Here is a 26,211-nt window from a genome sequence, read left to right on the forward strand (position 1 = left end):
CGCTAATTTGTTGAAACAGAAGGGTGAAGATAATGGCAAACGGCAATAACAGGATTGTCACGACAAAATCCCATAACACGGCTTTTTCGTGACCGCATTTTTTTGCTTCAACATTTTAAAGATTAGGATGAGCAATGCGCTATTGACCAATGAATAGACCGACGCATATATGAAACCTGCTATAAAGAAATTAGCCAAAGACATATTTTGCAAAGAACCACCGAATGCATAAAAAACATAGCCTCCCACAAGTGAAACTACAGAAAAAACAATTGAGTTGAAAGCAAATCTAAATGTCTTAGGGGTAGAAGATTTTAACGTGAATAATAAGACGAACATTGCAATTTGCATAAAAACCATTTCCGATAAGACACCATACTGGAAGAACAGTGAGAAAATGATCCATCTCTCAAGAGTAATAGAAACTCTATCCACTGGAATTGAAATCATCATGATTGCTATCAAAAACAACAGATAAATGATCATATTTAAATAATCATAACTATTAGATGGAAAGAAATTCAGAGCGGCATAAAAGGCAAAAGGAACGATTAATAGCCACAATACATATATATTTCTTTTATTTGCAGCAGTAACATTCATTCCCTGTCCCTCCACCCTTTATTTCACGTACACCGCGACCCGATCACGCCCAGCCTGCTTCGCTCCTATATATAATGCCCGATCGGCATTTCGAAGCAAGGCCATCGCCTCATCTGTATCAAAAGGCGCACTTGTTACCCCAATACTTGTTGTGATATTCACTTCGATTTTCCGTTTATCCGAGCTCAAGTCCGGGATGATTGAAAATGTATGCTGTCTAATCGTTTCTCTAAGTTTTTCTGCAAATTCCAAAGCTTCCGATTTAGAGAACCCCGGTAAAAGGTAGATAAATTCTTCCCCCCCATACCGTCCTACAGTTCCATCTTCAGGTAAAACACCCTTAAGAACTTTCGCCAATTCCTTTAATATGTCGTTTCCACTTTGATGCCCGTACGTATCGTTTACTACTTTGAAACGATCAATATCAAGCATGATTACGGACAGATCTTCAATATCCTTTTTCTGCATGCGTTCCATTTCATAATGTAGTCTATCTTCTAAATATCTATAGTTGTAAAGACTAGTCAATGCACATCTTTCACTTTTAAGCAAGGCCTCTGTCACGTAACGGGCCTTTTCAAGCGCTACAATGTAATAAGAACCAAGTAATTCCAATATCTTCAAATGGTAATCTTTAAATGCAGATTTCCGATTTGATCCTAATAGAAGAATTCCACCAGTCTGATTATTATGAGTCATCGGTATACAGAGGACACTTTCGATTTCGTCAGGAACAGAGGAGATCGAGAATTGTTTAAAATCATTACTTTTTGTATAGATGACAGGTTCATTGGTCGAAAGCACCATCCTCGCAATGCCTTCGCCTAACCGAATTGAATGTGTATCCTTAGGAAGTAAATGGGGTTTATCATAAGCCTTATCGAGTTCCAACCATTGATTATGATTGTTAAACAGAAAAACAATATCGGCATTGAATAACTCTTGACTTTTCATTATGAATTTTTCAGTCACTTGGTCCACATCAGTCAATACAGATAGGCTACTCCCAATCTCTCCTACACTTTTGATATACTCATTTACTTTCTCAGATCGGCCATATTGCCGTATGAAAAATATCGTTAAGAAAAACGGTACTCCCATTAGTAAAAATGATGGTGCACCAACTAAATTTAATAGGAAATAAAACGTTAAAGCTAATGGCAATATCAATACGATACTTGAAAACTCATACCCAATGTCTTTTTTCGTGTATAGGCTTTTCATACCTCGAATCTGCAAATAAAATTTAATAAACCCTATATTTGCAGCTGTGTGAATAAGCCTATAAACCGAAACCCCTATAAGAAAGAGACCAAAAGTCCGTAGAACCTACTTGACCACCGACTAAATAGAAAGCCCCAGCACTAACGATTGACAGCAAGAACATCATCAACGAATTAATTAAAAAGCGTTGGATTTTATTTTGTATAGTACCCTTTGAAACAAAAAGGATTGCAATTGCAGCAAATTGCATAATGATCATTTCAATGGCAATACCGTATAGAAGAAATGCAGGTATCGTCACCCACATGACTAAAGTTATAGGGTCCCCTTTTAGCTTAATAGGGAATAAAGTCGTCAACATACTAAAAATGATAAATAAAAAGAGATACGATATATTAAGTTCTTCGGGCATTTGGTTTGAAAGGAAATAAAACATACCCGGAGGAACTATAAGGAACCAGATGATAAACTGAGATGCTGTAGACCAATTCTTATCAGACAACCCACTTACCCCTACCAACTCAATCAGAATATACAAATTTTCAACAAGTTTTCAATCAGCGGACCCTTTTGTAACCGGTTCCATAATGATTACACTTAGTTTTCCAGTATAACATTAGGTCAAAAGTCTATTCAGTAAATAAAGCGAGCCTGCGACTATTCGCTTTCTATTATTTTCCTTACTTAGTATTATAGTATCATTAATGAGATTTGTCATCCTTTTTTTATTATATAGACAACTTTCCATTAATTCCAAAGCAGTGGCAGCTTGTGGATGGTCGAAATCGACAAAGGTAAACGAGTGAGCAACAGGTATCAATTCATCCAATGTTCTACGAATGTCTTTTGTTTTCAACATACCGATTACAAAATCCACTTTTTCATTGGGAAATTCATTACGAATCGTTTCAGCTAACATCTTCGCAGCTGCGGATTATGAGCACCATCCACAAAGACCCCTGGCGCAATCTCTTGAAACCGATAAAGTAACGAAGTGTTGGCAACTCCTTTTGCTACAACTTCTTCTTGTAAGTTTACACCCGCTTTCCATAACGCCTCAATAGCTATTGCTGCATTTATCGCCTGATGTGGGCCTTTCATCTTTCTTTTTGGAATAGAAACTTGAATCTTCCCTTCAAATACTTCGCCAGGCATCATTTTAAAATCTTTACCGTATATCATTAACTCGCTGTTCATTTCCAACGCCTTATTTCGAATAACATTGTTAGCAACTACCGGTAACAAGCCAATCACGACAGGTATATTCTCCTTAATAATCCCCGCCTTCTGTTCAGTTATTTCTTTTAGGGTAGCTCCAAGAAATCCGACATGGTCGTGCGCTATCGATGTGATAACTGAAACAAGTGGTGTCACGACGTTTGTACTATCTAATTTGCCCCCCATACCGCATTCTAAAAGTATGTAATCAGGCGCATTCCTTTTGAAGGTCAGGAAGGCGGCCACAGTAAGTAATTCAAAATCCGTCAGCATTCCGCTTAGTCCGGCTTCTTTCATCTGGATAAACGACTTGTCCATTTCTTCCTGATTGATCGGCAAGCCGTTAAGACGAATCTGATCATGAACATCGACCAATGCAGGAGATGAAAATACCCCAGTTGAATATCCATGTTCTTTCAAGATGGACTCCATAAATGCAATTGTTGAACCTTTCCCATTCGTCCCAGCCACATGAATGACATTCAACTGCTTTTCGGGATTCCCCACTTTCATCAGAGCTGCAATAACGCTATCTAACCCAGGCTTAATCGCATCATCGCTATATAGTTCAAATCGTTCTTTATACTCATTAAATTTCGGAATCAAAACACTCTCTCCTTATGATAGAATCAGCATAGGTAGAGTATATCACGGCCGGAGGGAACGATATGAAAAGTTGTTGGGTCATTTACAACGGAAGTTTAACGAGTGATAAATTCCGCGACCAAGCGGAGCTTTTGGCAGATGCTGCTGAGCGGGCTGGTGTTCGTGCGGAACTTAAAAGAAATTACGAAGTGATGATGAATTTGAATGAAAATCTTACAGAGCGTCCGGATTTCGTCGTTTTCCTGGACAAAGACATCTTGCTCGCAACGTATTTGAAAAATGCAGGAATCCCTGTTTTCAATGATCCGGAAGTGATTGAGACTTGCGATAATAAAGCGAAGCAATATATCCAGCTTGCGAAGAATGAAGTTGCAATGCCTTTAACAATTATTGCGCGAAAGTCTATCCGAAATTTACAATTGAAGGATCCGGGTATTATGAGGGAGTTCATGAAAAGTTAGGCTTGCCTATGATCATTAAAGAAGGCCACGGGTCATTTGGCATGAAGGTGTATTTAATCGAAACTGAAGAGGCATTCTTTACGAAAGTTGATGAATTACGCGGAGTCGATTATGTATTTCAGGAATTTATCGAAACAAGCAGAGGACGGGATATCCGCGTGAATATCGTCGGTGGAGAAATTGTTGCCGCCATGCATCGTTCTTCTGAAACTGATTTCAGGGCGAACATTACGAATGGAGGGGTTGCAAGCATAATCGAGTTGACTGCTGAACAGAAAGAGCTTGCAATTCGTGCTGCAGAAGCAGTCGGGGCTGAATTTGCTGGAGTTGATTTATTATATGGTGATAATGAAAAACCACTTGTTTGTGAAGTGAACGCCGCTGCCCATATCCGCAACATTTATAACGTGACCGGCATTAATGTAGCCGACAAGATGATTGAATACATTTTAGGTAAGCTCTCATGAAAGGGCATGTTTATTATTCATCGAAGGAAGCAAAGCGCAATCACGGGTTTATCGATGATTTGATGGTGCATGCAGCACAGCTTGATCTAACAATGAATTTACTAGTCGACAATGAAGAACCTGACTCCGATGCGGATTTCATATTATTCCGTGATCGAAATTTTGATTTATCGGCTAAATGGGAATCAGCAGGACTTCATGTAATCAATCGTTCAGAAGTGAACCGGATTGCAAATAATAAATTGAAGACATTTGAATTCGCGACGCTATTAGGAATTCCGGCGGTACCTACGAAGCGATTGAAGTCAGTTGACGGTATTGCTGCCTACCCAGTCATTTTGAAAACAGTCGATGGCCATGGAGGAACTGAAGTATATCTATGTCATACGGTAAATGAGGCGGAGCAGTTTTTGAATCAATATCTTAGTCGTCAATTAATCGTCCAGCCTTACATTGAATCCAATGCAACCGACATTCGTGTTTTCATGCTTGGAGATGAAGTTTTAGGTGCTGTCAAGCGTATAGGTAACGACGGTTTCAAATCGAATTATACGCTTGGCGGATCCGTGGAGAAATACATACTTTCTTCCTCGCAGGAGAAAGAAGTACGAAAAATAGCACGCGCATTAAAAAGTGATTATATCGGAATCGATTTTCTTTTATTACCGGACGGCAGTTGGCTGTTAAATGAAATTGAAGATCCCGTCGGCGCCAGATCATTATATGCGACACATGATTTTTCAGTCGCTCAGAAGCTGATGGAAAGAATAAACGAGCGCAATGCTTAAATAAAAAGAGTTGGGACCCCTTTTCTCGGGCGTCCCAACTCTTTTTATTCATTAAATCTCATTCAATTCTTCAATCCGGCGCTCAACTGCCGCCTTCTTCTCCAAATAATCCTTCTCTTTCGCACGTTCCTCTTCAACGACTGCCTCAGGAGCCTTCGAAACAAAACGCTCATTGGACAGCTTGCCTTGGACGCGTTTCACTTCGCCTTCCCATTTAGAAAGCTCCTTCTTCAAACGCTCAATTTCCTCATCGATATTCAACAAACCTTCAAGTGGCAAGAATAGTTCTGCGCCTGTAATAACAGCTGACATCGATTTGCCCGGTGCTGAAATACCAACTCCGATTTCAAGAGTTTCCGGGTTACAGAAGCGTTCAATGTAGTTGCGATTTGATTCCAATACTTGAACTGTAGCTTCATCTTTCGCAGCAATGTATAAAGGAACCTTTTTGCTCATTGGCGTGTTCACTTCAGCGCGGATGTTACGAACTGCATGAATGAGGTCAACCAATAGCTTCATATCAGATGCCTTTGCAGAATCGGTTAGTGTCGAATCTGCAACCGGCCATGCCGCCACTGTAATCGACTCTCCATCATGCGGAAGGTTCTGCCAAATTTCTTCTGTGATGAACGGCATTAATGGGTGCAGTAAACGCATTGTATTGTCGAGTACGTAAGCAAGAACCGAACGTGTCGTTTTCTTCGCTGCTTCGTCTTCTCCGTACAACGGCAATTTCGCCATCTCAATATACCAATCGCAGAAATCATCCCAGATGAAGTTGTATAATGCACGGCCGACTTCACCGAACTCATACTTATCAGAGAGCTTCGTTACTTGTTCAATCGTTTCATTCAAGCGAGTAAGTATCCATGCATCAGCTACAGATTTTTCACCTGTTAAATCGATTTCATCATACTTCATGCCATCCATATTCATTAAAGCGAAACGGGAAGCATTCCAGATTTTATTCGCGAAGTTCCAAACCGCTTCAACCTTTTCTGTCGAATAGCGAAGGTCCTGACCAGGTGAAGAACCAGTAGCTAAGAAGCGCAATGCATCCGCACCGTATTTATCAATTACTTCCATAGGATCGATACCGTTGCCGAGCGACTTCGACATCTTGCGGCCGTCTTCAGCACGAACAAGACCATGGATTAATACGTCTTTGAACGGACGTTGATCCGTAAATTCAAGGGCTTGGAAAATCATCCGAGAAACCCAGAAGAAAATGATATCATATCCTGTAACAAGCGCATCTGTCGGATAATAACGTTTGAACTCCTCGTTATCAAGATCCGGCCAGCCCATTGTTGAAAATGGCCATAACGCAGATGAGAACCATGTATCAAGAACATCGTTATCCTGGTTCCAGTTTTCAATGTCCTCAGGCCCTTCATGTCCTACAAAGACTTCACCTGTCTCTTTATGATACCAAGCTGGAATCCGATGTCCCCACCATAGCTGACGGGAAATACACCAATCGTGGATATTTTCCATCCAGTTCAAATACGTCTTTTCAAAGCGTTCCGGAACGAAGTTGACCTCCCTTCACTTTGTTGAAGTTTAATCGCTTCTTCCGCTAAAGGCGCCATTTTTACGAACCATTGTGTTGACAGATACGGTTCAACAACTGCTCCGCTACGTTCCGAGTGGCCAACCGAGTGCAAATGATCCTCGATTTTGAATAAAACGCCCATTTCCTGCAAATCTTTAACGATTGTCTTACGGCATTCAAACCGGTCCATTCCTTCATACTTGCCAGCAAGCTTATTCATGCTGCCATCTTCATTCATGACAAGAACACGAGGAAGATCATGACGGTTTCCGATTTCAAAATCGTTAGGGTCATGTGCAGGTGTAATCTTAACTGCACCGCTTCCGAATTCCATATCGACATAATCATCTGCAATTATCGGGATTTCACGGCCAGTAATTGGTAATTTAACTGTTTTTCCGATCAAATGCTTATACCGGTCGTCCTCCGGATGAACCGCTACCGCCGTATCCCCTAACATCGTTTCAGGGCGTGTTGTAGCAATTTCGATGCTGTCCGTTCCGTCTGCGAGTGGATAGCGCATATGATAGAATGCACCCTGAATATCTTTATGGATAACCTCAATATCCGATAATGCAGTTTTCGTCGCCGGATCCCAGTTAATAATATATTCGCCGCGGTAGATAAGCTCTTTTTCATACAGTTTTACAAATACCTCGCGGACCGCCTTGGATAATCCTTCATCCAATGTGAAGCGCTCTCTGGAATAATCAAGTGCCAGACCAAGCTTAGCCCATTGCGCACGGATATGGCCTGCATACTCATCTTTCCATTTCCATGTCTCTTCGACGAATTTTTCACGGCCCAGATCATATCGGGATTTTCCGTCAGCCCGAAGCTTTTCTTCAACCTTTGCCTGTGTCGCAATACCAGCATGGTCCATTCCTGGTAGCCATAGTGCATCGTAGCCCTGCATTCTTTTCATACGGATCAGGATATCCTGCAACGTCGTATCCCAAGCATGCCCTAAGTGAAGCTTACCTGTCACATTCGGCGGTGGAATGACAATTGTATACGGGTCTTTCCCGCTATCCGGTTGAGCTTCAAAATATTTGCCTTTCAGCCACCATTCATAACGACCCGCTTCAATCGATTGCGGTTCATATTTCGTTGGCATTGATAGGTTTTCTGTTGACATATGAACTCCTCCTCTGTACTTCCAATTTAAGATTTTGAATAAAAGCAGAAAACAAAAAAACTCCATTCGCCAAAAAGGACGAAGGAGTTATTCGTGGTACCACCTTTATTCGCATATACAGATTGCGTATATGCCTCATAACAAATAACGGTTTCAAACCGGCTTCCGCTACTCTAATTCACGGAAACTGCTCCCGGGTGACTTTCCGCAACTCATTTATAGGCCCTCCCACCAATGGCGCCCTCTCTTGAATAAATGATATCTGCGTACTCTCCCGTTCAATGCATCATTATATAGTTATGAGCATTGTATGCTACAGAAGGAGACTTTGTCAAGTACATTACGAAAGGAAGGTAGTATGAGAAAAGGATACAACCCCTATTTATTGCCGCCTTGGTTACGAAAATGCAGATTTTATTGTAAGGGCATCATCATACCGATCACTGTTTTTCAACTGATCAGACTTTTAATCGTCCCTACGACAGGCGATTTCCTCTTATTTTGCTTGCTTTGCGGAATCGCTTTCCTACTCTACAAAAACATCATTTGAACGGAAACTTGTCGTTGACCATCCATCCGGCAACTCTGCAATGTAGGACAGTATATCATCACCATTCGATGAGCTGCTGTCGTACGTTGCTGTTACTTCTGGTACAAGCTTCGCAGTGGCTTGTTGTTGCGAAGTTGTTTCTTGATGGGATTCGCTGACATGTGCAACCGCCAGTTTCTCCTCGGTTATTAGTACTTGTTGAGTTTCTTCAGCCTGTGCCGTTGCTTGTTGAGGTTCCAATTCGGCGACCGCCTGCTTGGCCTTGCTAATAGTTTCCTCAGGCACAGATTGGGCTGTAGCATTATCCTGTTTAACTTCCGCAACTACTTCGCTTGCCTGAACACTTGCGGTTTCTTCGGCTTTTGTATTTTCTACCGCAGCTTCATTATTCGAGGCACCATGAGCACAATTTACATTCCATGCGATGGTCAACGCACCTTGTCCGTCAAAGTGGGCATTAACATCTGACGCTTCTACACGCAATGGATGCTCAACTTCAGGAGGCAAATCGATATTCAGCGGGACTGCATATTCGAAATAACCTACTTGACCATCCATTTCTACATCATCTACATAAACCACTTCCTGAGGAATCATTTCAGCCCTCTGACCTTCCCCAAATTCGACTTTGGCAGCTATATGATAAATGCCTGAAAGTCGCACTGCATCTTCTGAACGTTTTTCTGTAAATCCTGCTTTTACTTTAACAACGCGTGCAGAACTTGGTACCCCAACATCCGTAGGGAAATAGAATACCTCTTTCATATCCCATTGTAATTTTGTCATACTTTTTCCCTCCCTCAATTCTCTTGGCATTATATGCAACAAGCCCGAAAGGTAGAAGAAAAAGGATTAATTCACAAAAACCATCCATCGTCGGCTTAATGACAATGGATGGTTTGATAAATTTAGCGTGCGAGTTGAGAGAATACTTTATGGAATGCTTCTACAGTTCGAGCGATATGTTCTTCTGTGTGTGTTGCTGAAAGGAACATGCCCTCAAATTGGGAAGGTGGCAGGAAGATTCCCTCTTCCGCCATTAAACGGAAATATTCAGCAAACAATTGTAGGTCGGATGACTTTGCTTTATCATAATTGACCACTTTTTCATTCGTGAAGAAGAAGCCAATCATTGATCCAGCACGATTTACAGTATGTGGAATATTGTATTTCTCTGCTGCTTCGCGGAATCCAGCCTCTAATTGATCACCAAGTTTCTTGAAATGATCATATGAAGCAGGTGTCAATTTTTTCAACGTTGAGATACCCGCAGTCATTGCCAATGGGTTTCCGGATAGCGTACCTGCTTGATATACAGTCCCGGCAGGTGCAATATGCTGCATAATTTCACGTTTTCCGCCGTAGGCACCGACAGGAAGTCCTCCTCCGATAACCTTTCCAAGACAAGTCAAATCCGGTGTGATGCCGAAATAACCTTGGGCACAATTATAATCGACACGAAAACCAGTCATCACTTCGTCAAAGATCAGTAATGTGCCGTTTTTCTCGGTCAATTCACGCAATCCTTCGAGGAACTTAGGCTCCGGCGGAACAACACCCATATTGCCGGCAACAGGTTCAACGATTACACATGCAAGGTCATCTCCGAATTGTTCGAATGCGACCCGGACGCTTTCCAAATCATTATAAGGCACTGTAATCGTGTTCTTCGCAATACCTTCCGGAACACCAGGGCTGTCTGGCAAGCCAAGTGTAGCAACCCCAGAACCCGCTTTAATGAGCAATGAATCACCATGACCGTGGTAACATCCTTCGAACTTCAAAATCTTATTGCGCCCCGTATAGCCACGTGCCAAACGCAATGCGCTCATTGTCGCTTCGGTCCCTGAAGAAACCATCCGGATAACCTCGATAGACGGTACACGATCGATAACGATTTTCGCCAATTCATTTTCCAACAATGTCGGTGCCCCAAAGCTTGTTCCAGTTTCAGCTACATTTTTGATAGCCTCTACAACATCCGGGTCTGCATGTCCCAAAATTAGGGGTCCCCATGACAGAACGTAGTCAATATAATCATTACCATCGATATCAGTAATGATCGGGCCCTTCCCACTAGCCATGAAAATCGGATCCATATTAACCGATTTGAATGCACGGACGGGAGAGTTAACTCCTCCTGGCATTAAATTCACTGCTTCCGCAAACGCTTGCTTAGACTTTTCAAAATTTCTTCCCATTTATTTTCCCTCCAGCCAACGCGCAGCGTCTTTTGCATGGTATGTCATAATGAGGTCTGCACCCGCGCGTTTCATACTTGTCAAAGTTTCCAAAACGATTTCCTTTTCATTGATCCATCCATTTTGCGCGGCCGCCTTTACCATTGAATACTCTCCGCTAACGTTATAGGCAACAACAGGAAGCAGCACACTGTTTTTCACATCGCGCATAATGTCCAAATACGAAAGTGCAGGCTTAACGATAAGGAAGTCAGCCCCTTCCAAAACATCAGACTCTGCTTCACGAAGGGCTTCCATCCGGTTAGCCGGATCCATTTGGTACGTCTTTCTATCCCCAAATTGTGGGGCTGAATCAGCCGCATCACGGAATGGACCGTAGTAAGCAGAAGAATATTTCACCGAGTAAGACATGATTGGAATATCTTCGAAACCAGCTTCATCCAATGCTTGGCGAATCGCAATAACGAAACCGTCCATCATATTGGAAGGCGCAATGATATCGGCGCCTGCTTCAGCTTGGCTGACCGCAGTCTTCGCGAGTAGATCCAATGAAGGATCGTTCAATACTTTCTCTCCATGTACAACACCGCAATGGCCGTGATCCGTATATTCACATAGACAAGTGTCCGCCACAACAACAAGTTCAGGATGCTTTTCTTTTATCAATCTTGTCGCTTTCTGGACAATCCCTTGCTCATCATAAGCCCCTGTTCCGGTTGAATCTTTCGTTGCAGGAATTCCAAAAAGAATGACCGATGGGATTCCAAGAGAAACAACTTCATCCACCTCATCCATTAATCGATCAATTGATAATTGATATATGCCTGGCATCGAACTGATTTCATTTTTCACATTTTCCCCTTCAATTACGAAAATGGGATAAATGAAATCTTCTTTCGTCAAAATAGTTTCCCTCACCATCGAGCGTAACGTATTAGAAGTACGCAAACGGCGATTACGTCGGAAATGTAATTGGGTCATCGGAATTCATCCTTTCTTTTAGACAAAGATTTAACAAGTTCTTTAAGAGTATAAATTTCTGGCTTAACATCCACTGTCGCTCCAGCCTCAATCAGCGCCCTTTCGGTTATATGCCCTATCGCACCAATTGTATAGCCTTCCCAACCGATGATAGGTACAGCATCTTCCTTAAAAACTCGGACAGCAGATGGGCTTGCAAACAGAACACTACAATTTCTCTTGTTTTTCAATAAATCTACAAGAGAATCGATCGAATCACGTTTTGCTCCGGTTTCATAAACCGTCCATTCCTTGACTTCGAATGGCAATTCTTCGCGAATTATACTTCCTGCAAGAGTTCCTTTCAGGAAAAGTACATTCAATTCTCCATTAGTAGGCTTAAATTGCTTCACAAATACATCCGCACTAAATACAGATGGAATGAATTCAACGGAAAATCCGATTTTCTCTAGTGCTGCTGCAGTACGTGTGCCTACAGCCGCAATCTTCGAAGGAATTTCATTCACAGATATAGCAAAGCGTTCCATTTTGGATTGGAATGCCCTTACTGCATTTTGACTTGTGAAAATAAGCCAATCAAAGTTTGCACAGTTTTTCATCTTTGTTTCATCCGTCTGCTCTTCAACTTCATTCACTTGGATAAGAGGAATGGAAACAGGAACGCCCCCATAGTGCCGGACAAGGTCAAAAACCTCAAGCGTCTTGAGCGTCCCTGTGAAAATCACGGTTTCTCCAAGCAGTGACCCATGTTCAGGCATCCATTTCCGCCTTCACTTTCTCAATCACTTCAGAAGCTCCTTCTGCCTGCAATGCGGTCGCCACTTCTTTTCCGACTGCAATTGCATCTTTACCGCGTATCGTCTTTTTAAATACTTGCTTAGCATCAGGAGAAGCAATATATCCGGTCAATTCGACTTCATCTCCGACTGATTCTGCAAATCCGGCAATCGGAACTTGGCATGATCCATCCATTTCGGAAAGGAACGTCCGCTCCGCATCTACTTCTTTCCATGTCTTTGGATCAGAAACTTTTGCAAGCTCCGCCAATAATTCTTCATCTTCGCTTCTGCATTCAATAGAAAGTGCCCCTTGACCAACCGCGGGAATGCAGTCTTCGATGGACATATATTCAGTAACGACATCCTCGCTCCATCCCATTCGCTTCAATCCAGCAGCAGCAAGGAGAATCGCATCATATTCGCCATCTTGCATTTTTTTCAGTCTTGTGTCGATATTACCTCGGATCCATTTAATTTCAAGATCTGGACGTAATAGAAGTAGTTGAGAACTCCTACGTAAGCTTGACGTACCAACTACTGCGCCAACAGGCAAGTCCATGAATTTAATATGATCCTTGGATATAAAGGCATCGCGTGGATCTACACGTGGAGGAATACATCCAATCGTTAATCCTTCCGGAAGAACTGCTGGCATATCCTTCATACTATGAACAGCAAAGTCAATCTCCTTATCGAAAAGGGCTTGTTGAATCTCTTTAACAAATAAACCTTTGCCCCCTACCTTTGAAAGCATGACGTCGAGAATTTTATCCCCTTTCGTCACAATTTCTTTCACTTCAAATTCAAATGGTGCTCCAGCTGCTTTCAGTTGGTCAATAAACCAGTTAGTTTGTGTCAGTGCAAGTTTACTCCGTCGTGAACCAACTATGATTTTCCTCAATACAATCTTCCTTCCGCTGTTAAATATTCTTCAGGTTCAAATCCAAAAATGGAATTGTGATAATCTGCTTCCAAGAAAAAAGTTAATGATGACAAAAAGAAAAGCGAAGACGTTCGCCCAAGCAAAATCGTTCGCTGTCAGTTTTCCTCTTCTTTGTAAAAACAATACTAAACTATAAAGAATAATTATAAGAAACGACCCGATGATTTTCATATCGGTTAACAACCAATCATCTAACGCGACAAACGCCCACTGTATCCCTAAAATAAGGCTTACTAACAAAACAGGTATTCCTGTATAGATTGATACTTTCATACCTGTCAATGTTTGATGAAGCGAAGGTAATCGACCAAACTGTTTTGTCCATTTCTTTTCCTTCAGCAATTTATATACAAGTAGATAAAGTATGGCAGATACAAGGGACATTGCGAATGCTGCATAAGAAAGAATAGCGAACGTTATATGGATAAATAGCAACTCCGAGAGTAAAGACTCACCAATCGGTGATTGTTCAATTTGCATTGGTGCAAATGCGTATATAGACATGAAAATAAAGCCGATTACGTTTAAAAAGAATACGGCAAACCCGACTTTTGAGAATACCTGTAAAACCATTGATAACGAGATGAGTAGCCACGCATAGAAATAAATCCCTTCGTATAGTGAAAGGATCGGAAATTGTTTCTTTTCTAATACGGTAGCGATAAGGAAGCCTGTTTGCATGATATAGACAAGTGATAAAATCCAAAATGCGCTGCGGTGTGCGAATTTATTCGTATTCAAATAGTCGATGAAGTAAAATACAAGACTTACCGCGTACAGGATTATTATTATTTCATGGAATCTTGCCATAGTCATTTCAGCCATATTTTAAAATGATAAATCAGGCTGGGCAATCTTTTTTGCAATGTTAACAGGCTTCTTTTGCTGATTAGTTGCTTGTGATTCAATTTGCTCTGCCTCGTCTTCATTTGCAAGCCCAAAGATTTGTTTGAACAAGGCTAATTTTTCTGCTGCGTTGTCGTCCATGGCCAATTCCTTTGCCTGAAGGATTGGTTCTTTTAATAATTGATTGATGATTGACTTTGTATGTTTGTTCAATACTTTCTTTTCGCGTTCTGTTAGGCTTGGCAATTTGTTTTCAATGCTGGCCATTGTCTCAGATTGGATGTGATGTGCCTTTTCACGTAATTGCGCTATAAGTGGAACTACGCCAAGGGTTGCAATCCATTCTTTAAAGGTGACGATTTCCTCTTCAATCATCAAACCGATCTCTTCAGCTGCACGTTTACGTTCTGCCAAATTTGCTTCAACGATACCTTGTAAATCATCGATATCGTAGAGGAAGACGTTAGGCAAATCACCGATTCTTGGATCCAAGTCACGTGGAACGGCAATGTCCACCATGAAAATCGGCTTTCCTTTACGAAGTTTCTCAACAAATTGCATCAATTCAAAATCGATGACAAAATCTGTTGCTCCTGTAGAACTAATTAAAATATCAGCTTCCAACAAGGTGCATTGCAATTCCTGCATTGATTTGGCATTTCCGCCGAATTGGCGCGCCATTTCTTCTGCCTTCGACAAAGTTCGATTTATTACAGTGACCTTTCCTGCGCCGCTACCATGAAGATTCTTAATCGCCAATTCACCCATCTTACCTGCTCCAAGGATTGCGATATGTTTATCTTTCAATGAACCGAAGATCTTCTTTCCAAGCTCTACTGCAGCGTAGGATACAGAGACTGCATTATCAGCAATCGCCGTTTCAGAATGAGCCCGCTTCGCAAGCGTTACCGCCTGTTTAAACAATTCATTAAAGACTGTACCTGTCGTACCGATTTCCTGAGCCTTTAAGAAACTGTCCCTAACTTGTCCTAAAATCTGTGTTTCGCCAAGGACCATAGAATCGATTCCGGCAGTTACTCTCATTAAATGTTCAATCGCTGCATCATTTTCGTATATAAGTAAATGAGGAGATAATTCCTCTATATCCATATTGAACCAATCGGCTAAAAACCGTTTAACATAATAGCGTCCAGTGTGAATTTGGTCGGCAACTGCATAAATTTCAGTCCGATTGCACGTTGAAATGATTGTGTTCTCCAATATGCTTTTTTCCTTTTGCAGTGCTTGCATAGCTTTCGGCAATTCTGCCTCCACAAAAGATAATTTTTCCCTTAATTCAACTGGAGCTGTTCGGTAGTTAACACCGACCACGATTGTATTCATAAGGTGCCCACACCTCTCCCGTTCATTTTTACATATCCGATTATAACATATTCCATTATTTTAATCGGTTTATAATGTGACTAAACATTGAAGAATCTACGGTTTAGGAAGGACTCTATAGGTAAAAAATCCGGATGATACGTCATCCGGATTTTCATTACATTCTTTTTTCGATTTCACGCCATGCCTCGTCCATTCCAATCCCTTTTTCAGATGAAAAAACAATTATCGGATCACCAGCTCGCAAATACAATTCATCTCGGATGATTTTCTTATGCTTCTCCCATTTACCTTTAGGTATTTTATCCGCTTTCGTCGCGATGATAATTGTTGGGATATTATAATGACCAAGGAAATCATACATAATGCAATCGTCTTTACTTGGCGGATGACGCAAATCCACGATTTGCACAACGGCACGCAACTGTTCCCTGCCTGTCAAATATCGATCAATCATACCACCCCATGCTTCACGTTCAGATTTCGCGACCTTCGCATACCCATAACCGGGTACGTCCACAAAGAATAACTTTTCCTCGATTTTATAAAAATTCAAGGTCTGAGTCTTACCTGGTTTGGAGGAAGTCCTCGCTAAACTTTTTCGGCCGATCATTTTATTGATAAATGACGACTTTCCTACATTCGAACGTCCCGCTAAAGCAAACTCCGGGAATCCATCATCTGGATATTGTTCTGGTTTTACTGCACTCATTATCATCTCAACTTGGTTGACCTTCATTCGGATGCCTCCTCTAATGCAATTGCTAATACTTCTTCAGCATCCGAAACAAGCTTGAATGTCAGCTCACTACGTACACTTTCAGGTATATCTTCAATATCACGTTCATTCGCTTCTGGCAAAATAATCGTTGTCAATCCCGCCCGATGAGCGCTCAACGATTTCTCTTTCACTCCGCCAATCGGCAACACTCTGCCCCGAAGTGTGATTTCACCAGTCATTCCAACTTCCCGACGGATTGGCCGCTTTGTCAATGACGAAACTAAAGCAGTTGCAATCGTTACACCCGCAGAAGGGCCATCTTTAGGGACTGCGCCTTCCGGTACGTGGATGTGAATGTCGCTTTTTTCATGGAATTCGGGGTCAATCTTGAACTCCTCCGCCTTGGATCTAACGTAGGAAAGTGCTGTTTGGGCGGATTCTTTCATGACATCCCCTAATTTTCCAGTCAGTATCAATTTCCCTTTGCCTGGTGACAGTGAAACCTCTATTTGTAAAGTATCCCCACCAACCGTCGTATAGGCAAGACCTGTCGCTACACCAATCTGGTTTTTCTTTTCAGCCTGACCATAGCTATGCTTTTTCTTGCCTAAAAGTGTTTCGAGGGTCTTTGCACTGACGGTAACACTTTTCTTTTCCCCAGTAACAATTTGTTTTGCGGCTCTTCTGCAAATCCTCGCAATTTCACGTTCCAAACCGCGGACGCCTGCTTCCCTTGTGTAATAACGAACAATATTTTTGATTGCTTCATCATTTATACGCACTTGGGACTTTGTAAGGCCATGTTCTTTTAACTGTTTTGGAATCAGATGATTTTTAGCAATTGCCTGTTTCTCTATTTCTGTATAGCCTGGAATTGAAATAACTTCCATTCGATCCCTTAATGGACCTGGTATCGAGCCTAAATCATTCGAAGTGGCGATGAACAGGACATTTGATAGATCATACGGCTCCTCAATGTAATGGTCGCTGAAGGTGGAGTTTTGCTCTGGATCCAAAACCTCAAGCATTGCAGCAGAAGGGTCTCCCCTAAAGTCGTTAGACATTTTATCAATCTCATCAAGCAGAAATACCGGATTTACCTTACCTGCTTTTTTCATACCTTGTATGATCCGTCCTGGCATTGCACCGACATAAGTGCGACGATGCCCTCTTATTTCGGATTCATCCCTTACACCACCGAGTGAAATTCTGACAAAAGTCCGTCCTAACGATTCCGCAATCGAACGGGCAAGAGATGTCTTCCCTACACCCGGAGGACCGTCAAGACAAAGAATTGGACCACGCAATGAATTGGTCATTTGACGGACGGCTAAATATTCCAAAATTCGTTCCTTAACAGATTCCAACCCTTCATGGTCGCGATTTAAGATTGTTTCCGAACGTTTAATGTCCAACTGATCATCCGATGCATCTGACCAAGGTAAAGCAATCAACCAATCGATGTAATTCCGGATAACCCCGCTTTCAGCTGATGCTGAATGGATTTTTCATAACGATCAAGTTCTCTGAATGCAGCTTCTTTAACATGATCGGGCATTCCTGCATTTTCGATTTTCTCAGTTAACTCGACAACCTCGATGCTTTTTCCATCTTTGTCCCCAAGTTCTTTTTGAATAGCCTTCATCTGTTCGCGCAGATAAAATTCTTTTTGTGTCCGTTCCATTGCTTCTTTTACACGGTTGTTGATCTTCCGTTCCAATTCAAGAATTTCCTGTTCATTATGTAGCTTATTAATAAGGAATTCTAGACGCTCTTTCACATCGATGATTTCAAGAATCTCCTGTTTTGCGGAAACCTTCAATGGTAAATGTGAAGCAATCATATCCGCAAGCCTTCCGGGTTCTTCGATGGTAGCGATTGAATCGAACGTCTCTTGTGACACCTTCGCCGAATAAGTGGCGAAGTTCTTGAAATACGGAAGCAATGTACGCATAAGCGCAATGCTTTCTGGGCCAGCTTCTGTATCTTCTGGAATCCTTTCTATATCAACAACTGGATATAAATCGGCTTCCTCATAATTCGTCCATTTTGCACGTTCAATGCCTTCGATATATAACCGGTATGTTCCATTATTCAGTTCAGTCAATGATTTGACGTGAGCTAATAGACCAATTTTATATAGGTCATCCGCGTCGGGGCTTTCAACGCTTGTATCTTTTTGTGAAGCAAGCATGATTAGATTACCATTTGCAATTGCATGCTCCACCGCAAATACGGAGCGCTCTCTCCCGACGTCAATATGTAAAACCATCGTCGGGTAAACCAACATCCCGCGCAAAGGCAACAAAGGCACTTGTAGCTTTTTTTTCTTTGGCATGCGGAAGTCACCTCCATAAGATATGTATATCCAATTTGGCCAGTCATATAAGGTGGAAAAAGCCGACAACCGAAGAGCGAAAAGATCGCATCGCCGGAGTCAGCTTGATTCCTCCAAATATCATGCCGTATTTTTCTCTTGATCGAGATCGAATATTGTACCATCTTCTCGATAAAGAATCGGGCTTGATTTCTTTAGGACGGATTCTTTCGTAATGATACATTCTGTAACTTCATCAAGCGATGGAAGTTCATACATGATATCCAACATTATGTTTTCAATTATTGAACGCAAGCCACGTGCACCCGTTTTCCGTTCAATCGCTTCTTTAGCAATTTCTAAAAGTGCATCCTCTTCAAACTTCAATTCAACCCCGTCAAGTTCAACCATTTTTTGATATTGCTTTACAATGGCATTTTTAGGGACTGTGAGGATTTGGTAAAGCGTCTGCTCATCTAACTGTTCAAGCGTTGCAATTACAGGCAAACGGCCGATGAATTCTGGAATAAGGCCAAAACGCTGTAAATCTTCAGGAATTAGCTTCGAAAGCAAAGAAGCTTCTTCTGTCGGAGTTTCTTCCGTATTCGTTCCAAATCCAATCACTTTTTGCCCAGTACGACGCTTAATGATTTCTTCCATTCCATCGAATGCTCCGCCAACGATGAATAAGATATTCGTCGTGTCGATTTGAAGGAATTCTTGATGTGGATGCTTACGTCCTCCTTGAGGTGGAACACTCGCAACCGTACCTTCAAGAATTTTCAGCAACGCCTGCTGAACCCCTTCACCGGAGACATCACGAGTAATGGATGCATTTTCCGATTTACGTGCGACCTTATCGATTTCATCGATGTAAATGATACCTTTTTCAGCACGCTCAATATCAAAATCCGCAGCTTGAATAAGTTTCAAAAGAATATTCTCAACATCCTCGCCGACATATCCCGCTTCAGTTAGTGAAGTAGCATCAGCGATTGCAAAAGGCACATCCAATATACGCGCCAAAGTTTGTGCCAATAGAGTTTTACCGCTACCAGTTGGACCGATCAAAACAATATTCGATTTAGCGATCTCAACATCATCAACCTTGCTATTCGTGTTGATACGTTTGTAGTGATTGTATACAGCAACGGCTAATGACTTTTTAGCACGATCCTGGCCAATAATATATTCATCTAAAATGCCTTGGATTTCACGTGGTTTTGGAACGTCTTTTAGCTCGAAATGTTCATCGAGGCCTACTTCCTCCTCAACGATTTCCGCGCATAGTTCAACACATTCATCACAAATATAGACACCCTGACCTGCAACTAATTTTCTAACTTGGTCTTGGGTTTTACCACAGAAAGAACAGCTTAGATTATCTTTTTCATCATTAAATTTGAACATCAAGCTCACCCCTATTCAAGTGACAATCTTACAAGATTCCCTCGTTTTAAGCAACTAATTCGAACTGCTCATCATTTACCAAAAGGGATAATTTTAGCTATGAAAAACAAGGTACGGAAAACCGCACCTTGTATTATTCAACTACAATTATTCAGTGATTTTAGCGTTTGCTACTAAGAATTCAACGGCTTTATTGAATTTCAAATCATTTTCAAGAACTCTTGTACCGCCTAAAGTTTGTTTGATTTGATCAATTTCCATCTTAAACTGTTCAGCCATTTTTTCAAGTTCAGCGTTGATTTCCTCTTCAGTTACTTCAAGGTTTTCAGCCGCACCGATTGCCTCAAGTGTTAATGAAACACGAACACGATTAAGTGCATCGTCTCTCATTTGGCCACGTAAAGCCGCTTCGTCTTGACCAGAGAATTGGAAGTAAAGTTCAAGGTTCATGCCTTGCATTTGAAGGCGTTGACCGAACTCATCTACCATACGGTCGACTTCAGAATCGATCATTACTTCTGGAATATCGATTTCAGCGTTTCTTGCAGCAGCTTCTACAAGATCATCACGCAATGCTGTTTCAGAAGCACCTTTTTCTCTTCAGCACTTTGTTCTTTTAATTTTGTACGAAGAGCTTCAAGGCTTTCAACTTCTTCGTCGATTTCTTTTGCAAGATCATCGTCAAGTGCAGGAATTTCTTTTGATTTGATTTCGTGAATTTTCACTTTGAATACAGCAGGTTTTCCAGCTAATTCAGCAGCGTGATATTCTTCTGGGAAAGAAACCTCAACGTCTTTTTCTTCGCCTACTTTTAAACCAACAAGTTGCTCTTCAAATCCTGGAATGAATGAACCTGAACCGATTTCAAGGTCATATCCTTCAGCTTTACCGCCTTCAAAAGCTTCGCCATCAACGAATCCTTCAAAATCAAGGTTTACTGTGTCGCCGTTTTCTACAGCGCCGTCTTCTTTGATAACCATTTCAGCAAATGTTTGTTGACGTTCTTTTAGTTGCTCTTCGATTTCTTCGTCAGTAACTTCAATTTCTTGACGTTTCACTTCAAGGCCTTTATAGTCACCAAGTTTAACTTCTGGCTTCAAAGTAACATGTGCTTTGAAGATAAGCGCTTTGCCTTTTTCCATTTCGTCAATTTCGATTTCTGGTTGTGCAATCGGCTCTACGCCTGATTCGTCAAGTGCGTTTGAATATGCTTCCGGAAGGATGATGTCAAGCGCGTCATTGTAAAGTGCTTCCACACCGTACATTCTTTCGAACATTTTACGTGGCATTTTCCCTTTACGGAATCCTGGTGCTTGAACCGTTTTTACAACCTTCTTGAATGCTTCATCAATTGCAGCGTCCACTTTTTCAGCAGGCACCTCAACTGTTAGTGTACCTTTATTACCTTCTTCTTTTTCCCATTTAACAGACATTAAAAAAACCTCCGAATCATTATGACCAATATATTTTCGTTATTGAATACGCCATTTTCAACCCTTACAGTATATCATAGTCTTTCTATCTTTCAACAGATTTAATGCGTTATCTATCTGTCTGCTCATCGATTTTTTTTTATCAACGAATTCAATTCCGCGGCTGGCATAGGCTCCCCTAAAAACATGCTTTCTATGTATTGTGTATAAGCGTTTGCGACTTCTTCCGTTGAATAGCCATCCCAGTTAAATGGATATGCGATTATTCCATAGCGCTGACTCGCATCGATCGCCATCTGCATCCTTGACGGTCCTTCTCCGCTATTTCACCTATACGATTAACCACCTCAATTGAACGCTCATCCTGTCCGGGAAGATTGAGCTTAGAAGGAATGACTTTTTTAGTGTTCCCAAATTTTTTGACGGACACTTCTTCGTCATATCCGGATTCGTAAAGTAGGACAAGGGCATACGTAATGACGATTGGATGTATTTCATCCTTTTGGACAACCTCTGCAAGAACTTTTTTTATTGAATTATCGAACGAACCATTTTCAAATGCAACAAGCAATTCTTGTTGTTCATCTACTGATAAGTCCATGAATTGCTCTATGGTAAAGTGTTCGTTGATGTCTCCTGATTCGTCATGGTCGACGTATCTATGGGAAAGTCTTCTGTTCAGCTCTCGTAAATAATTGAATTTCTTCACCATTTCTGGCGGCACAATTTCTTCATCAAGGAGTGCTTCGATTGTCATTTCAACTTCTTCATAGTGCTGTAATTGAATGCTGATTGCCAGGTATAATTCCATAGCGTAGAGATATTCTGTTGTTCCGCTATGAAGTAATTGGGTGGCAACTTTTTTAGCTCTATCGAAATTCTGTGATTCGTATAAGGCTATTGCGTATGGTGCAAGTAGCCGTGGGTTTTCAGGATCGAAATGATATACTTGTTCAAACGCTTCCACTGCTCCTTTGAAGTCGGTGTCTTCAACGGCATCCAATCCTTTATCAATCAGTTGTTCCAGGGCACCAGGGAACATGACGACGTTATCCTTTTTTAAAAGCTTTCCATATCTATGTCTGTTTCTCACGGGTCTCACCTTCTTTCGTCCTTCCAATATATCACATAGGATTTTCTAACTGGAAATGAAATAATCGTACTTGGTAAACGTTTAATCACGGATTTACGCTTCAGGCGGACGCTTTCCGCTGCAATCCTAGGAGATTGTTTTTAATTTGAATTACGTTAAATAAAATTCCTTCTATATAAGATTTCCTTTATGACTTAGAAATAAACTGCCATGCAAGAAAAAGAAAGTTCCACATTTAAGGAGATTAATCCTTAATTATTTATTATGACGTCGTGACCCAGTTGGGACTAAAGTAACGAAACGACGATATCTATTGAAATTTGACCGATAACTTCGCGAAAGTGACCGATAACTCGTGCCGATTGACCGATATCTTGCCTGCGGAAAAATCCCCACGCAAAAAAACGCTACCGTCACACTTGACTGAAGCGGTTTTCATTTAAATAATTCTTTAAATACCAACACCTAAATGTTCACCCCACATTTCCTTTGAAGTCTTACGGTAGATCTTACTCTTCTATAAGTAAAAATGTACTAATCAAGTTTAGGCATTCAATTATTGTTTCTTCCGGGGCTTGGCCTTCGATGTTCAATCCTCTTGAACGCCAATCAAGGCTTTTTACTTGATCCGTTAATATAACTCCGTTTATTGCCAATCCATATGGTATTTCAACTTCAAAAGGGTAGCCTTTTTGTTGAGTTGTTATAGGGCAGACAACGGAAAATCCTGTTAGATCGTTAAAGGACTTTGGGGATAAAACGATGGCCGGGCGACGGCCACGTTGTTCATGCCCTGATTGGGGGGAGAAGTTTAAATACACCAAATCCCCACGATTAGGTACTTGTGTCAAATATGTTCATTCCCCTCAGTCCCAAAATCGATTTCATGATGCTTGTTTTCGGGTGTGATTTTTGCTAATAACTCTTCAAGAGTAGGTTTCTTTTTTAACGGCTTTACGACAAGTGTTTGGTTAGTATCAACGCTCAATACAACCTCAGTCCCCTCTGAGATATTTACTTGTTGTGCAATAGTAGCCGGGATACGTAAACCAAGACTATTACCCCATTTTTGTACCTTCACAACAACCCCTCCTCGTATTGGATTCATTGTACCATACCCCTTTCCGCGTCGTATAGTCACAGTATATACATACAGGGAAGAGACTATTACTGACATCACAAAAATAAGTGTTAGGTGCCAGGTTCTAACCAATTCTGAATGCAATGGGCACACCAAAAATCAACGATCGATGGGGTTACATACCACCCGACATTTCCTACTGCTTCTCCAATTGGTTACGGAGCCGGATCAAATATTCCGGTGAGTCCAGAGGATCGTTGACAATCATCTCAATTACGCATAGTTCACCCATCTGCGCTTTCACCGCCATCTCAATCGCCTCATCCAGTTCCTGGTTGGTACGCACCTTAACAGCGAATGCCTTGCCTCCGAAGGCTTCGGCCAGTTGCGTATAGTGCCAGGCAGGAATTTGATTGTATCTCTGATTTGATGTCTTGACGTTCAAATATTTTTCAATTGTGTAGCCGCTATTGTTAAGGATAAACAGAATTGGACGACAGCCATTGTCCAGCAAAGTGCTGATTTCTTGGAATGTCACTTGCAAGGAGCCTTCCCCGGTAAATAGAAGCACACGTCTATGTGGTGCCGCAATGCTTGCACCTAACGTGGCTGGCGTTGCATAACCGATGCTTTGCCAGCCCTGCTGGCAAATATATTCTGCCCCCGTGGGAAGCCGTACGCGTATCCATGCTGTAAGGGCTGCTTTTCTTATCTCGTAATTTTTTTCGAAATCTGTTCATTCCCTTACCTCCCATTCACTTAATCAAGATAACGCTTTTCATCTGCGTAATTTGGACTGATTAAATAGGACCATACATAATGTAGAATGTTCCTATTTTATTAGTTATATTAAAATAGTGTAAGTTGGAATATTTTTCATAAGACCAAATGCAAATATCGTTATACCAAAATTGTCGAGAGGGTTCAAGAACCATTGTTAATTAAATCAAAAAGTGCGTCCTATCCAATTCAAGGATAGGACGCGCTACAGTCATCTAACTTATTTATTTCATCATATACCCGTTTGGAAAAGTTATAATCTCTTGAACATGGTCGCCTATTGATTCATACGTTCCCCTGGCCATAAAACAGCACAAATCCCTCATAAAATTCCCTAAACACGCATAAATAGCTCTATACAAGCATAAATCACGTTAAACGCTCATAAACGTCTATAATCCCGCATAATAGCAGCAGGTAAAAATAAAAAAAGCCCAAAACCTAATTTTCAAGGTTTCGCACGTTTAGGTACGTCCCTGGAGTACTTATAAGTTTTAACTGGGACGTTGATATTACGGGGTTTTGAAAGTTGTGTGTAGAGTTTGTGTACGCATTTTCTTTTACAAACAAACTCTACACACCCATTACGCTATCTTAAAATGTATTCTTTTTCATATTTTTCTCTACTTCTACATATTTTTGCTTTGTTGCAGTAGTTTCGATACCCCTGTTCTTTCCCATTCTTCCACCAGTTCATATGCTTTTTCAGGAGCATATCCTTTCCCTACAAGAACCCCCATAAGTATAAATTCTTGTAGAATGTGTAAAGCATTTATTCCTTTTTTAACATCTTCTAACCCTTCGTTGACTAAAAACTCCGTGTATCGTATCCATTCATCTGGTGTTTTACCATCAATGAGGGGACTTCCATTATGATGAGCGTTCCCTTTCTCTGCAGACATTGCATCTGCTTTTGTTGAGTGGATCGTTCCAAATGGATGGTTAGGTGGTGCATAGATAGAATATAGCTTTAACGGAACATTACCGGTATTCCTTAAGTTGTGCCATGTTCCAGCAGGTACAAAAATAGCCGAATCATCCTCTACACTTCTTCTAAAGTCTAAATGATTTTGATTTTTACCCATTTGTGTAACACCTTGACCTTGTTCTATACGTAAAAACTGATCAACGTCAGGATGCATTTCTAAACCGATATCTTCTCCTGGATTCAAGCTCATTAACGTAGTCTGCAGGTGATTTCCAGTCCACAAAGCGGTACGATACGTATTATTTTGTTTAGTTGCCTCATTAATATTTATAACAAAAGGACTTCTTCCGTAATCTCTGATTGCCAAACTATTATTACCATTTAATACTTGATATGAATCAAGTTGATTTACAAGAACAGGACCTTGAGGGTTCCACTGATTTGTGTTCCCACCATAATAATACATCGATGCGTTACTGTAATATGGGTGTTGATATGGATACCCATATGTAGGATAATACATTCTTTTCAACCCTTTCGCAAAATAATATACTATTATATGCTACTTTTTAACAATGTGCTTTCCAGTTATAGATTTCGGGTTCAGGCAAAATAAAAAGCCGAATACAAAGTTCGGCTTACAAAAAACTGGAGGTGAAAATTTAATGAACCGTAACTCCAGGCAACCTTCTACAAACATGAAAATCATCAATGATCTTTCGAAAGCACTCAATGGAGAATATC

The 26,211-nt window shown here is 41.1% G+C and carries 23 protein-coding genes, 4 pseudogenes and 1 other annotated feature; of the genes and pseudogenes, 4 read left to right on the plus strand and 23 right to left on the minus strand.

Going from position 1 to position 26,211, the window contains the following annotated elements:
* Window positions 1-57: 57 nt before the first annotated feature.
* From QNH10_RS15840 to QNH10_RS15860, 5 genes are all read right to left on the minus strand, one after another.
* Window positions 58-603 carry a hypothetical protein gene (locus QNH10_RS15840; RefSeq protein WP_283732309.1) on the minus strand — a complete coding sequence of 182 codons (546 nt, stop codon included), beginning with the start codon at window positions 601-603 and terminating at the stop codon, window positions 58-60.
* A gap of 18 nt (window positions 604-621) precedes the next feature.
* Window positions 622-1,827, minus strand: coding sequence for a sensor domain-containing diguanylate cyclase (locus QNH10_RS15845; protein ID WP_283732310.1), 1,206 nt, complete (start codon window positions 1,825-1,827; stop codon window positions 622-624).
* A gap of 58 nt (window positions 1,828-1,885) precedes the next feature.
* Entirely contained in the window at window positions 1,886-2,329 is a 444-nt protein-coding gene (locus QNH10_RS15850) for a hypothetical protein (protein WP_283732311.1), read from the minus strand.
* Window positions 2,330-2,443: 114 nt separating this feature from the next.
* Entirely contained in the window at window positions 2,444-2,746 is a 303-nt protein-coding gene (locus tag QNH10_RS15855) for a folylpolyglutamate synthase/dihydrofolate synthase family protein (protein WP_283732312.1), read from the minus strand.
* Entirely contained in the window at window positions 2,740-3,651 is a 912-nt protein-coding gene (locus QNH10_RS15860) for a bifunctional folylpolyglutamate synthase/dihydrofolate synthase (RefSeq protein WP_283732313.1), read from the minus strand. Before QNH10_RS15860 ends, QNH10_RS15855 begins: the two co-directional genes overlap by 7 nt.
* Before the next feature lie 62 nt (window positions 3,652-3,713).
* Between QNH10_RS15860 and QNH10_RS15865 the strand changes: the two genes are divergently transcribed.
* The 3 genes from QNH10_RS15865 to QNH10_RS15875 are packed head-to-tail and all read left to right on the plus strand — an operon-like array spanning window position 3,714 to window position 5,367.
* Window positions 3,714-4,112, plus strand: a complete 399-nt coding sequence (locus QNH10_RS15865) for an ATP-grasp domain-containing protein (protein WP_283732314.1) — start codon at window positions 3,714-3,716, stop codon at window positions 4,110-4,112.
* Between the two features lie 8 nt (window positions 4,113-4,120).
* The gene (locus QNH10_RS15870; RefSeq protein WP_283732315.1) at window positions 4,121-4,579 is read left to right on the plus strand and encodes an ATP-grasp domain-containing protein; all 459 of its coding nucleotides are present in this window, start codon (window positions 4,121-4,123) and stop codon (window positions 4,577-4,579) included.
* Complete coding sequence (locus tag QNH10_RS15875) at window positions 4,576-5,367, plus strand: ATP-grasp domain-containing protein (RefSeq protein ID WP_283732316.1); 792 nt, start codon at window positions 4,576-4,578, stop codon at window positions 5,365-5,367. The genes QNH10_RS15870 and QNH10_RS15875 overlap by 4 nt, the downstream gene beginning before the upstream one ends.
* Before the next feature lie 51 nt (window positions 5,368-5,418).
* On the opposite strand, the pseudogene QNH10_RS15880 reads toward QNH10_RS15875, so the two are convergent.
* Window positions 5,419-8,060: pseudogene (locus QNH10_RS15880) on the minus strand (valine--tRNA ligase).
* 71 nt (window positions 8,061-8,131) lie between these two features.
* Window positions 8,132-8,351 (minus strand) — a binding site (T-box leader).
* Between the two features lie 67 nt (window positions 8,352-8,418).
* On the opposite strand from QNH10_RS15880, the gene QNH10_RS21385 reads away from it, so the two are divergent.
* Entirely contained in the window at window positions 8,419-8,610 is a 192-nt protein-coding gene (locus tag QNH10_RS21385; RefSeq protein ID WP_283734664.1) for a hypothetical protein, read from the plus strand.
* Here the strand turns inward: QNH10_RS21385 and QNH10_RS15890 are convergent.
* From QNH10_RS15890 to QNH10_RS15970, 17 genes and pseudogenes are all read right to left on the minus strand, one after another.
* Complete coding sequence (locus tag QNH10_RS15890; RefSeq protein ID WP_283732318.1) at window positions 8,587-9,396, minus strand: hypothetical protein; 810 nt, start codon at window positions 9,394-9,396, stop codon at window positions 8,587-8,589. The genes QNH10_RS21385 and QNH10_RS15890 overlap by 24 nt on opposite strands.
* A 122-nt stretch (window positions 9,397-9,518) precedes the next feature.
* On the minus strand, window positions 9,519-10,811 hold the full coding sequence (hemL, locus tag QNH10_RS15895) for a glutamate-1-semialdehyde 2,1-aminomutase (protein ID WP_283732319.1): 1,293 nt from the start codon (window positions 10,809-10,811) through the stop codon (window positions 9,519-9,521).
* Entirely contained in the window at window positions 10,812-11,792 is a 981-nt protein-coding gene (gene hemB / locus QNH10_RS15900; protein WP_283732320.1) for a porphobilinogen synthase, read from the minus strand.
* On the minus strand, window positions 11,789-12,550 hold the full coding sequence (locus tag QNH10_RS15905) for a uroporphyrinogen-III synthase (RefSeq protein ID WP_283732321.1): 762 nt from the start codon (window positions 12,548-12,550) through the stop codon (window positions 11,789-11,791). The genes hemB and QNH10_RS15905 overlap by 4 nt, the downstream gene beginning before the upstream one ends.
* On the minus strand, window positions 12,543-13,472 hold the full coding sequence (hemC, locus tag QNH10_RS15910) for a hydroxymethylbilane synthase (protein ID WP_283732322.1): 930 nt from the start codon (window positions 13,470-13,472) through the stop codon (window positions 12,543-12,545). The genes QNH10_RS15905 and hemC overlap by 8 nt, the downstream gene beginning before the upstream one ends.
* Before the next feature lie 36 nt (window positions 13,473-13,508).
* Window positions 13,509-14,339 carry a cytochrome c biogenesis protein CcsA gene (ccsA, locus tag QNH10_RS15915; protein ID WP_283732324.1) on the minus strand — a complete coding sequence of 277 codons (831 nt, stop codon included), beginning with the start codon at window positions 14,337-14,339 and terminating at the stop codon, window positions 13,509-13,511.
* 3 nt (window positions 14,340-14,342) lie between these two features.
* Entirely contained in the window at window positions 14,343-15,704 is a 1,362-nt protein-coding gene (gene hemA / locus QNH10_RS15920) for a glutamyl-tRNA reductase (RefSeq protein ID WP_283732325.1), read from the minus strand.
* A gap of 157 nt (window positions 15,705-15,861) precedes the next feature.
* Window positions 15,862-16,443 carry a ribosome biogenesis GTP-binding protein YihA/YsxC gene (gene yihA, locus QNH10_RS15925; protein ID WP_283732326.1) on the minus strand — a complete coding sequence of 194 codons (582 nt, stop codon included), beginning with the start codon at window positions 16,441-16,443 and terminating at the stop codon, window positions 15,862-15,864.
* Window positions 16,440-18,763, minus strand: a pseudogene (gene lon / locus QNH10_RS15930) (endopeptidase La). The gene yihA and the pseudogene lon overlap by 4 nt, the downstream one beginning before the upstream one ends.
* 120 nt (window positions 18,764-18,883) lie before the next feature.
* A complete protein-coding gene (clpX, locus tag QNH10_RS15935) occupies window positions 18,884-20,152 on the minus strand; it encodes an ATP-dependent protease ATP-binding subunit ClpX (RefSeq protein ID WP_283732327.1) in 1,269 nt (422 codons plus the stop codon).
* 147 nt (window positions 20,153-20,299) lie between these two features.
* A pseudogene (tig, locus tag QNH10_RS15940) lies at window positions 20,300-21,585 on the minus strand (trigger factor).
* Between the two features lie 125 nt (window positions 21,586-21,710).
* Entirely contained in the window at window positions 21,711-21,887 is a 177-nt protein-coding gene (locus QNH10_RS15945; RefSeq protein ID WP_283732328.1) for a hypothetical protein, read from the minus strand.
* Window positions 21,848-22,678, minus strand: a complete 831-nt coding sequence (locus QNH10_RS15950) for a tetratricopeptide repeat protein (protein WP_283732329.1) — start codon at window positions 22,676-22,678, stop codon at window positions 21,848-21,850. Before QNH10_RS15950 ends, QNH10_RS15945 begins: the two co-directional genes overlap by 40 nt.
* 509 nt (window positions 22,679-23,187) lie before the next feature.
* Window positions 23,188-23,529 carry a type II toxin-antitoxin system PemK/MazF family toxin gene (locus tag QNH10_RS15955; protein ID WP_283732330.1) on the minus strand — a complete coding sequence of 114 codons (342 nt, stop codon included), beginning with the start codon at window positions 23,527-23,529 and terminating at the stop codon, window positions 23,188-23,190.
* Window positions 23,526-23,786 (minus strand): AbrB/MazE/SpoVT family DNA-binding domain-containing protein, encoded by a 261-nt coding sequence (locus QNH10_RS15960; protein WP_283732331.1) that lies wholly within the window; start codon window positions 23,784-23,786, stop codon window positions 23,526-23,528. Before QNH10_RS15960 ends, QNH10_RS15955 begins: the two co-directional genes overlap by 4 nt.
* Window positions 23,787-23,955: 169 nt before the next feature.
* A pseudogene (locus tag QNH10_RS15965) lies at window positions 23,956-24,438 on the minus strand (thiamine pyrophosphate-dependent enzyme); the annotation flags it as partial.
* Window positions 24,439-25,168: 730 nt separating this feature from the next.
* A complete protein-coding gene (locus QNH10_RS15970; RefSeq protein ID WP_283732333.1) occupies window positions 25,169-25,990 on the minus strand; it encodes a cupin domain-containing protein in 822 nt (273 codons plus the stop codon).
* Between the last annotated feature and the right edge of the window lie 221 nt (window positions 25,991-26,211).

This window comes from Sporosarcina thermotolerans (genome assembly GCF_030067815.1).
Taxonomy (GTDB): domain Bacteria; phylum Bacillota; class Bacilli; order Bacillales_A; family Planococcaceae; genus Sporosarcina; species Sporosarcina thermotolerans.